We start from the raw sequence: 6,794 nt of genomic DNA on the forward strand, positions 1-6,794 counted from the left end.
GGAGAAAAAAATGTCAGTAAGAAAATATTTTGGTACCGATGGAATTCGTGGTTTAGTGGGGCAATACCCAATCACGCCACAATTTGTTATGAAATTAGGCTATGCCGCCGGACGCGTACTAGCCGCTCAAGGTACAAAAAAAGTATTAATTGGTAAAGACACGCGTATTTCAGGTTATATGTTAGAGTCGGCATTAGAAGCAGGCTTTTCTGCCGCAGGAATTAACATTGGTTTATTAGGCCCTATGCCAACACCAGGTATTGCCTATTTAACGAAAACCTTCCGTGCTGAAGCCGGTATTGTTATTAGTGCGTCACATAACCCATTTTATGATAATGGTATTAAGTTTTTCTCCCAAGATGGCCAAAAACTACCAGACGAGGTTGAGTTAGCCATTGAAGCTGAGTTAGATAAAGACATGGGCTGTGTTGAGTCAGCTCATTTGGGTAAAGCGAACCGTATTGAAGATGCCGCCGGGCGATATATTGAGTTTTGTAAAAGTAACTTTCCAAGCCAGTACTCTTTAAATGGTATGAAAATCGTGGTGGATTGTGCCCACGGCGCCACCTATCATATTGCCCCCAACGTATTTCGTGAGCTAGGCGCACAAGTGATTGAAATTGGCACCTCTCCTAATGGCACTAACATTAATCATGAATGTGGCGCTACGTCGATGGCGGCAATTAGTGCGGCAGTAGTTGAACATCAAGCAGACTTAGGTATTGCGCTAGATGGTGATGGTGATCGCTTAATGATGGTAGATCATACCGGTTATGTTGTTGATGGCGATGAGTCTGTTTATGTTATCGCCTGTAATGACTTACATAACGGCACCATGGAAGGTGGCGTAGTGGGTACATTAATGAGCAATATGGGCTTAGAGCTTGCACTGGCTGAGATAGACGTACCCTTTGCACGCAGTAAAGTAGGCGATCGATACGTGATGGAATTGCTTAAGCAAAAAGGTTGGCAGTTAGGCGCTGAAAACTCAGGTCATGTCATTAACTTAAAACATACTTCCACTGGCGATGGTATTATTGCTGCCTTAAATGTGTTAACAGCACTTTGTCACACTGGCAAATCGTTGTTTGATTTACGCCAAGGCATGAAAAAGCTACCACAAGTATTAGTGAATGTTAGATTTGCTGGTGATAATGACCCGTTAACCCATGCTGATGTTAAAGCTAGCGTTACAAGCGTTGAAGCTAGATTGGCGGGCCGTGGTCGCGTACTACTGAGAAAATCAGGCACTGAGCCTTTAATTAGGGTAATGGTTGAAGGACCGGATCATGAGGAAGTGAGTGCTTTAGCCAATGAAATTGCCGAGGCGGTAAAGCTTGCCTGTTAATATCGGGTCGAAAAAGCTGACCTTGCAGCACAATAATTAAGCAATTAAACAAGATATGATGCGAAATACTTGTATCTTGTCGGCAGGTTAGTTAATATCTCGCCGCTTTGATTTAGGAATGAAAAATGAATAGACGCGCAATCGTTGCAGCTAACTGGAAAATGAATGGCGGTTTAGCATTAGTCAGCACTATGGTTTCAGAATTAAATAAGGTTACCTTAAATGACAATGTTGCCGTGGTTGTATGTCCGAGCTTTCCTTACTTAGCGGCGTTTAGTCAGGCTAGCTCAGCGCTTAATCTGTCGACATCAATTCAGCTAGGTGCACAAAACCTTAATGAGAACGCACAAGGCGCGTTTACCGGTGAAGTGTCAACAGCTATGCTGCAAGAGGTTGGGGTAAGCTATGTCATTGTTGGTCATTCAGAGCGCCGCAGTATTTATAATGAGTCAAGCGAACTTGTTGCAGAAAAAGTTGCAGCCGCTTTAAATGCTGGTCTAACGCCTATTTTATGTATAGGCGAAAGCGAAAGTGAGCGTGCCAATGAACAAACCGAACAAGTATTGGCAGCGCAACTACAACCTGTGATTGAGCGAGTTGGTATTGAAAAATTTACTGATGTTGTTATCGCCTATGAGCCAGTATGGGCAATAGGTACAGGTAAAACAGCATCGCCAGAAATGGCCCAAGAAACCCATCAATTTATTCGCGAATATATAGCGAAAATTGATGAAAGTATCGCAGTTAAAGTACCATTGTTGTATGGTGGTAGCGTTAATGCAAAAAACTGTGAACAATTATTTGCACAAGCTGATATCGATGGTGGATTAATCGGCGGTGCTAGTTTAAAAGCCGAAGAATTTAACGTAATTTGCTCGGCAGCAAAGGGATAAAAAAATGTTGTATCAAGTGTTAATTGTAGTGTATTTGATCGTTGCCTTATGTTTAATTGGCCTAGTGCTAATTCAACATGGTAAAGGTGCTGATATGGGCGCATCGTTTGGCGCGGGTTCATCGGCAACCATTTTTGGTTCCAGTGGTTCTGGTAACTTTTTAACTAAATCAACAACTTATTTGGCTATAGCTTTTTTCGCTATCAGCTTAATATTAGGTAACTTAACGGCAAATCGCGTGAAAGCTACTGATGAATGGGATAATATCAATACGCCAGCAGGGCAGGTTGCTCCCGCTGTTGATGCGATTCCAACAGAAAGCATAGAGCCAAAAACGGATAATGCAGATGTTCCGGCTAGCGACAACATAGCGGCCGAAAAAGATAGCGACGTACCAAATTAATAAACAATAAAAGTTTAGTTATGCGCGGTTGTGGCGGAATTGGTAGACGCGCTAGCTTGAGGGGCTAGTGACTTAGGTCGTGGGGGTTCAAGTCCCCCCAACCGCACCACTAAACTTAATCAATACTGAAAGGCTGATTCGTCAAGAATCAGCCTTTTTTATTTATCTAAGCTTTCGTTTAGCTATTATATTTGTTTGTTGGCGCTACTTAATTTGGGGGTCGTCAGTATGGCCTGAGTAATCATGTGCGTTTTTATTTAAGTTTAGTTATCAGAACCTCATCTCAGGTACAAACTTTGGCACCACTAACTCTCCTTGAGTGAGTTTAATGATTTCATCTACCGTAACACCAGGGGCACGTTCTAACAGGTGAAATTTACCATTTTTAATCTCTATCAATGCTAAGTCAGTAAGCACTTTTTTAATGCAACCTTTGCCGGTGAGTGGTAACGAACACTGAGTTAACAATTTAGACTCACCATGTTTTGAGGCATGGGTCATGGTGACTATAATATTGTCAGCGCCTGCAACTAAGTCCATCGCACCGCCCATACCTTTGATTAGTTTACCTGGTATCATATACGAGGCAATGTTGCCATTAACATCGACTTCAAATGCGCCTAATACCGTCAAATCAACATGACCACCGCGGATCATGGCGAAAGATTCTGCTGAGTCAAATATTGATGCTCCCGTTGTCATGGTCACTGTTTGTTTACCTGCATTGATAAGATCTGCATCTAGCTCTGCTTCGCTTGGAAACTGTCCCATACCTAGTAGCCCATTTTCTGAGTGCAACATCACCGCGATATCTTCCGGTATATAATTAGCGACAAGAGTTGGGATGCCTATACCTAGGTTAACGTAATAGCCGTCTCTCATTTCACGGGCAACACGTTGGGCGATTTGCTCTCTTGATAAGGCCATTATGATTCTCCTGAAGCTCTAGTGGTGCGCTGTTCAATGCGCTTTTCAAAGGTGCCTTGAATAACTCGATTAACATAAATGCCAGGGGTGTGAATTTCATCAGGGTCAAGGGCTCCTGGCTCAACTAATTCTTCCACCTCAGCAACGGTAATTTTACCTGCCGTTGCCGCCATCGGATTGAAGTTTCTTGCAGTCTTCCTATAAACTAAGTTGCCAAATCTATCAGCTTTCCAAGCCTTGATGATGGCAAAATCACCGGTGATGGCCTGTTCTAAAATATAGTCTCTATCATTGAATTGGCGCTCAGTTTTACCTGCCGCAACCAAAGTGCCAACACCTGTGGCAGTATAGAAAGCTGGGATTCCAGCGCCGCCAGCACGCATTTTTTCCGCTAAAGTACCTTGTGGTGTTAACTCAACTTCTAATTCACCAGACATCATTTGTCTTTCAAACTCAGCATTTTCGCCAACATAAGAGGCAATTATTTTTTTAATTTGTCGCTCGGGTAGTAATACACCTAAGCCAAAGTCATCAACACCACAATTGTTAGAAACAAGTGTCAAACTTTTGGTTCCTTTACGCTTTATTTCTGCAATTAAGTTTTCAGGGATGCCACATAAACCAAAGCCTCCTGAGATAATGGTCATACCATCAACTAAGCCCGCCATTGCGTCTTGATAACTTTGCACTACTTTATTAAGTCCTGTCATGTCATTTTGTATTTCTTTACTCAATTAAATCTAAGTCGAGAAACCCTTCTGTTTTAGTCACTGAGACTCTTAGCATTAAATAATTGCCAGTATTTGTAAAATTAATTAATATTAATGATTAATAGTATTTTTTTATTAATATGTATGAATGTAACCATTAAACAAATTAGAGCTTTTCTGGCGGTTATCGAAGTCAAGAGCTTCGTCGAGGCGAGTGAGTTATTGCATATTTCACAACCGGCTTTAAGTACTACCATCAAAAATCTGGAAGAAAGCATAGGGGGAAGGTTATTAACAAGGTCAACTAGAACCTTAGCTTTGACTCCTGAGGGAGAGCTTTTTCTACCGGTTGCTAAACGACTGCTTTCTGACTTTGACAACGCATTTATTGAGCTTAGAGAGCTATTTTTATCGCAGCGTGGTATTTTGTCTCTTGCTGCTATGCCATCCTTTGCTAGCACACAATTGCCACAACATTTGCTGTCTTTTCATCAATACTACCCCGCTATTAAAGTGAAGGTTCATGATGTTATTGCAGAAGATGCTGTAGAGATGGTACAAGCCGGAAAGGTGGAGTTTGCCATCAGCTTTGATCCAGATGCGACTGAAGACCTTAACTTTGAAACACTCTTTGTTGATCGATTTATTGCGGTTTATCCTCGCAGACATCCGTTAGTGAGCATAAAGAAAATCACTTGGTCAAACTTAGTTAACTATCCTTTTATTACGTTGAAGCGCCCGTCAAGTATTAGGTTGCTCATGGAGCGCGAGCTTGCTCGTGAGAATATAGGCTTAAACGTCGCCTTGGAAACCAATCAATTGGCAACAGTCGTTCAAATGGTTGCGACCGACTTAGGCATCAGTGCAATTCCCGCCCTTTATAAACAACAAGTTCAAGCGTTAAACCTAGCGTATCGAGAGCTATCATCACCAATAATTAGTCGCCGTGTCGGGATTATTACACGTCGACGACTTCCAATATCTAATACTGCTAAGGCTTTCATAGAAATTTTACGGCGTTATTACCAATAGCGGTGCTGCGTATTGCGTTAAATCAGTAAATTGGTTTTTTGCAAAAATTTGTCATCGACGTTGCGTAAAAATTATAAAATGCGATATGTTGTAGATCTCATTAGTGCTCGATGCTCGGCATTACTGATGATGTTATTAAGCGCAAGTTAAGTCCAAACTCGGAATAAAATATTACTGGCAATAAGTATGATTATTATTTTTTGCACTGTGCGATAGAGTTTATGACTAACCCGATGTGCTAATTTTTTACCTAAGATTGAAGCGGGTATTGCTCCGAAAGCGGAGGCGATAATTACTCCAATGTAGGGCTGATAATCAAAGCCAGCAATGGCATAGGAGCTAACCTTCAGTAGTTCTAGCATCAAAAAACAGGTGGCTAAAGTGGCGGTAATTTGCAGGTTCCCCAGACGTTTTCTTATTAAAACGGCTTGCAGTAAGCCGCCATAGCCAAACATCGAAGATAAAAAAGCATGTATGGTGCCAACCCAAACAAATGGATATTTAAATGTCCAGTTAACCCTGTAACTTGGTTTTACTAACGATAAAAGAATTAATAGACCTAAGCCAGTACCTATTAATTTTTCAGGTAATGATACAAATAAAATGGCACCACCTATCACGCCAACGACACAACCGATAAAGAAACTATGGAAAATGGTAACTTGAAGGTGAGCTTTAAATGCAATGGCTCTGTTTAGATCTATGCAAGCTAGCACTGCAGCAAGTAAAGGGATCATAACAGATATAGGAAATAGGCTGGAAAGTAAACCTAAAATAATAAAGCCACCTCCAATGCCTAAAAGAGAGCCAGTAAGTGTCGCCACAAAGCTGCCGAACAAAAGCAGTGTATAGTGAATTAATGAGGCATCAAAGGTGATTTCGTTTAACTCCATACTCAGGTCGACTGAGCCACGATATTTTTAATCTGGGCTATAAAGGCTAACAAAGCCGGCGACAAAATAGTGTGCTCTCGCCTAATCAGGTGAATAGGCCAACTGATTCTTTCAATATTAACGTTGATTATATTGAGGTCTGTTAAGTTTCTCTCTAGGCAGCTAGGGTGGTAAGGAATTGCTGCCAAATACATACCCTCATCGAGTAATGAGAAGATAACTTGTCTATTCGCTATTGTTGAGACATCTTCAGGTAATTGTGTGTCAGTTCGTTTAAAAGCTGCTCTGAGCTTCTGAAAAGGAGGGCCCCCTGCACCTGGAAATAACCAATGATACTTGGCAAGATCGCTTAAGGTAGGGTTTACAAGCTCTAGTGCTGGGTGACCATTGCTTGCGACAAAAATCACATCAATCTCTAGTAATTTTTCGTAGGCTAGACCATCATTTGGTTCGTTTTCATCGAGGGCGTTCAGAATTCTGTGTCAGCCTAAATTGCTAAATATCTAATACGCCATCTAACCTACCTTCGAAGTGGATGGCTAATTGTGACAGTGTCAGGTTCCAATTATGGATTGGCATTGTCCATTT

Annotated in this window: 8 protein-coding genes and 1 tRNA gene; 5 read left to right on the forward strand and 4 right to left on the reverse strand. The window is 41.5% G+C overall.

Going from position 1 to position 6,794, the window contains the following annotated elements; translation table 11 throughout:
- The first annotated feature begins 10 nt into the window (after nucleotides 1-10).
- From glmM to B6K83_RS17155, 4 genes are all read left to right on the forward strand, one after another.
- Nucleotides 11-1,348: a phosphoglucosamine mutase gene (gene glmM / locus B6K83_RS17140; RefSeq protein WP_085286089.1), complete on the forward strand. Its 1,338-nt coding sequence runs from the start codon at nucleotides 11-13 to the stop codon at nucleotides 1,346-1,348.
- Between the two features lie 125 nt (nucleotides 1,349-1,473).
- Nucleotides 1,474-2,241 carry a triose-phosphate isomerase gene (gene tpiA, locus B6K83_RS17145; protein WP_085286090.1) on the forward strand — a complete coding sequence of 256 codons (768 nt, stop codon included), beginning with the start codon at nucleotides 1,474-1,476 and terminating at the stop codon, nucleotides 2,239-2,241.
- A gap of 7 nt (nucleotides 2,242-2,248) precedes the next feature.
- The gene (gene secG / locus B6K83_RS17150) at nucleotides 2,249-2,644 is read left to right on the forward strand and encodes a preprotein translocase subunit SecG (RefSeq protein ID WP_175474850.1); all 396 of its coding nucleotides are present in this window, start codon (nucleotides 2,249-2,251) and stop codon (nucleotides 2,642-2,644) included.
- A gap of 24 nt (nucleotides 2,645-2,668) precedes the next feature.
- Nucleotides 2,669-2,753 (forward strand) — tRNA-Leu (locus B6K83_RS17155).
- 161 nt (nucleotides 2,754-2,914) lie between these two features.
- Here the strand turns inward: B6K83_RS17155 and B6K83_RS17160 are convergent.
- Both B6K83_RS17160 and B6K83_RS17165 read right to left on the reverse strand, forming a co-directional pair.
- Entirely contained in the window at nucleotides 2,915-3,571 is a 657-nt protein-coding gene (locus tag B6K83_RS17160) for a 3-oxoacid CoA-transferase subunit B (RefSeq protein WP_085286092.1), read from the reverse strand.
- Nucleotides 3,571-4,281, reverse strand: a complete 711-nt coding sequence (locus B6K83_RS17165) for a CoA transferase subunit A (RefSeq protein ID WP_085286096.1) — start codon at nucleotides 4,279-4,281, stop codon at nucleotides 3,571-3,573. Before B6K83_RS17165 ends, B6K83_RS17160 begins: the two co-directional genes overlap by 1 nt.
- Nucleotides 4,282-4,425: 144 nt before the next feature.
- On the opposite strand from B6K83_RS17165, the gene B6K83_RS17170 reads away from it, so the two are divergent.
- Nucleotides 4,426-5,313, forward strand: a complete 888-nt coding sequence (locus B6K83_RS17170) for a LysR family transcriptional regulator (RefSeq protein WP_085286097.1) — start codon at nucleotides 4,426-4,428, stop codon at nucleotides 5,311-5,313.
- 146 nt (nucleotides 5,314-5,459) lie between these two features.
- On the opposite strand, the gene B6K83_RS17175 is transcribed toward B6K83_RS17170, so the two are convergent.
- Together B6K83_RS17175 and B6K83_RS17180 are read right to left on the reverse strand one after the other, a co-directional pair.
- Nucleotides 5,460-6,206 (reverse strand): TSUP family transporter, encoded by a 747-nt coding sequence (locus B6K83_RS17175; RefSeq protein ID WP_085286093.1) that lies wholly within the window; start codon nucleotides 6,204-6,206, stop codon nucleotides 5,460-5,462.
- Nucleotides 6,207-6,208: 2 nt separating this feature from the next.
- Nucleotides 6,209-6,682 carry a LysR substrate-binding domain-containing protein gene (locus tag B6K83_RS17180; protein WP_085286094.1) on the reverse strand — a complete coding sequence of 158 codons (474 nt, stop codon included), beginning with the start codon at nucleotides 6,680-6,682 and terminating at the stop codon, nucleotides 6,209-6,211.
- Nucleotides 6,683-6,794: the final 112 nt, after the last annotated feature.

Source organism: Colwellia chukchiensis (genome assembly GCF_002104455.1).
GTDB classification, from domain to species: Bacteria; Pseudomonadota; Gammaproteobacteria; order Enterobacterales; family Alteromonadaceae; genus Cognaticolwellia; species Cognaticolwellia chukchiensis.